Annotated in this window: 3 protein-coding genes; 1 reads left to right on the top strand and 2 read right to left on the bottom strand. The window is 68.8% G+C overall.

The annotated features are described in order from the left end of the window. Positions 1–760: alpha/beta fold hydrolase (locus VOI19_RS17400; RefSeq protein ID WP_323794213.1), on the bottom strand; the 760-nt coding region annotated here is incomplete at its 3' end. A gap of 86 nt (positions 761–846) precedes the next feature. On the opposite strand from VOI19_RS17400, the gene VOI19_RS17405 reads away from it, so the two are divergent. After that, complete coding sequence (locus VOI19_RS17405; protein ID WP_323794214.1) at positions 847–1671, top strand: esterase/lipase family protein; 825 nt, start codon at positions 847–849, stop codon at positions 1669–1671. A gap of 9 nt (positions 1672–1680) precedes the next feature. On the opposite strand, the gene glpX is transcribed toward VOI19_RS17405, so the two are convergent. Further along, the gene (gene glpX, locus VOI19_RS17410; RefSeq protein ID WP_323794215.1) at positions 1681–2715 is read right to left on the bottom strand and encodes a class II fructose-bisphosphatase; all 1035 of its coding nucleotides are present in this window, start codon (positions 2713–2715) and stop codon (positions 1681–1683) included. Positions 2716–2920 lie beyond the last annotated feature (205 nt).

Raw genomic sequence — 2920 nt, forward strand, 5'->3', positions numbered from 1 at the left:
TGTGCTCTTCCGATCTGTTGACGAAGCTCACCACCTCGTGCGACGGCTTGGAGCCGTTCGGGAAGAAGCTGTCGTAAGCGCGCGGCTCGGCTGCGATCACGCCCGAGGTCGGGTCGTAGGTCTCGGCGGCGCGCTTCTCGGTGGCGTCCGGCGCCTTGGGGTAGCCGGGCGAGCCGATCAAGCGCCAGGTGGCCACGCTCGAGCGGATGTAGTCCTCGCGTCCGGACGAGCGACCCAGCAGGGTGCGTAGGAGGCTCGGGTGCTGCCAGCCGACGTTGCGGCGGCCCGTGGTCGACATGATGCTCGCCAGGGATCGCACGCGATCGGGAGCCGTGATCGCCATGGTCTGCGCGATCATCCCGCCCATGGAGACCCCGGCGACGTGGGCCGAGGGCAGCCCGAGGTGGTCGAGCAGACCGACAGCATCACCGGCGAGGTCGTCCAACGTGTACGGCGGACGGGTCGGGACCCCGCTGAAGCCCCGCAGGAGCATCGACCTGGTCACCCGGCCCGCCCCACGGCTCGAGCGCCCGGCGTCGCGGTTGTCGAAGCGGACCACGAAGAAGCCGGCCTCGGCCAGCATCGTGCAGAGCTCGGGCTCCCACCAGGTCATCGGGCCGCCGAGACCCATCACGAGCAGCAGCGGCTCGTCGTCGGGGGTGCCGAAGGTCTGGTAGCAGAGCTCGATGTCGGGCGAGATGGGCGCGAAGAGCTCGTCGGAGACCGCGACCGCGGGGGTGTGGGGAGTGCCAGAGGCCATGACTCCAGTGAACAGCACTCGGAAAGGACGCGCTCGGGTACCGATTTACCCGCGACACTGTGTCAGGTGGTTGTAATGTGAATCACATGACCGACTCCCCCCTCGCGTCTTTCCTGCTCCCGCAGGGCTTCGCACGCCCCCCGATCACCTCCTTGCTCCACGAGACCCGCATCGTCGGCGAGATCGGGCGGTTCGCCGCGCGCTCGCACGGTGAACGTCGCGAACGCCGTCGACGACCGGTCGACCAGGGGGAGGGCACCGAGCCGGTGCTGCTGATCCCCGGCTTCCTGGCAGGAGACGCCAGCCTGATGGCGATGTCGAGCAGCCTGCGCGGCCTCGGCTTCCGCACCTACCGCTCGCGCATCCTCACCAACATCGGCTGCACCTATGGCGCCGGCCGGCTCATCGAGGCACGGCTGGAGGAGATCGCCGAGCGACGCGGCACCCGGGTGCAGATCGTCGGGCACAGCCTGGGCGGGATGATCGCCCGAGGCCTGGCTGCACGCAGGCCCGACCTGGTCTCGGGCATCGTCACGATGGGCAGCCCGATGATGGCGCCCGGGGCTCACCACCCCGCGTTGTCGTGGGGCGTGGAGGCGCTCGTGCGTCTCAGCCAGGTCGGCATCCCCGGGCTGATGTCGCAGGACTGCGTCGCCGGCTCGTGCGCTCGCGAGAGCTTCGACGAGAGCCGCCGCGAGCTGGCCGCCGACGTGGGGTTCACCGCGATCTACTCCCACCGCGACGGCGTCGTCGACTGGCGCGCCTGCATCGACCCGTCCGCGGTCGCGGTCCGGGTCGACGCCTCCCACTGCGGGATGGCGGTCGACCCTCGGGTCATCGACAAGGTCGGCGCCGCACTGCGTGCGCAGGTCGGTCGCGGCTACGACCTGGATCGCCAGCAGATCGCCTGACCTGACCGGTCAGGCGCCGTCGAAGTCGATCGCCGAGAACGGACGCAGCTTCTCCAGGCGGTGCTCGGAGGTGATCGAGCGAATCGTGCCGCTGCGCGAGCGCATGACCAGCGAGTGCGTGCTGGCTCCACCGGCGGTGTAGCGCACGCCCTTCATGAGCTCGCCGTCGGTGATGCCCGTGGCGACGAAGAAGCAGTCGTCACCGGTGACGAGCTCGTCGGTGGTCAGGATCTTCTCGGGGCTCAGGTCGTGCCCGGCGTCGAGCGCCCGCTGGCGCTCGGCGTCGTCCTGGGGCCAGAGCCGGCCGTGGATGACGCCATCGAGGCACTTGAGCGCGCAGGCGGCGATGATGCCCTCGGGCGTGCCGCCGATGCCGAGCATCAGGTCGATGCCGGTCTCGGGACGGGCGGCCATGATCGCGCCGGCGACGTCTCCGTCGGAGATGAACTTGATCATCGCGCCGGTCTCGCGGATCTCGCGGGCCATCTGCTCGTGGCGGGGGCGGTCGAGGAGCACCACGGTCACGTCGGTCGGCTTCTTGCCCTTGGCCTTCGCGACCTGGTGGATGTTCTCCGCGATCGGGTAGCGCAGGTCGACGACGTCGGCGGCCTCGGGACCGGTGACGAGCTTTTCCATGTAGAAGACGGCCGACGGGTCGTACATCGATCCGCGCGGCGCGACGGCGAGCACCGACACGGCGTTCGTCATGCCCTTCGCCGTCAGCGTGGTGCCGTCGATCGGGTCGACAGCGACGTCGCACTCGGGGCCCGTGCCGTCGCCGACCTGCTCGCCGTTGTAGAGCATCGGGGCGTTGTCCTTCTCGCCCTCGCCGATGACGACGGTGCCCTTCATGCCGATGGAGGAGATCATCACGCGCATCGCGTTGACCGCGACGCCGTCGGCGCCGTTCTTGTCTCCTCGGCCCACCCAGCGGCCTGCCGCCATGGCGGCGGCCTCGGTGACCCGGACCAGCTCGAGCGCGAGGTTGCGATCGGGCGACTCGGGGGCAACTGCGAACTCGGGCACGACCGCGTCGGGACTCATGGCGCGCATGTTATCTGCTCCCGCCGACGAGGGGGTGACCCGTCCTCCCCGGTCACCTGGGAAGATCGTCGCGTGAGAGCGACGACGGCGGCAGTATTCAATATAAATGCGGGAGTGATAACATTCAATACTTCCCCAGATTTTGAGGAACCATTAGATGCAAACACGGATAATGTCTATGTGATTGAAGTCGGAGCCAGTGATG

Source organism: Nocardioides sp., from assembly GCF_034670285.1.
GTDB lineage: Bacteria > Actinomycetota > Actinomycetes > Propionibacteriales > Nocardioidaceae > Nocardioides.

What these genes read in the sequence shown, in the direction of transcription:
- VOI19_RS17405 (WP_323794214.1), top strand. Translation starts at nt 847, where the DNA reads ATGACCGACTCCCCCCTCGCGTCTTTCCTGCTCCCGCAGGGCTTCGCA.
- glpX (WP_323794215.1), bottom strand. Translation starts at nt 2,715, where the DNA reads ATGAGTCCCGACGCGGTCGTGCCCGAGTTCGCAGTTGCCCCCGAGTCG.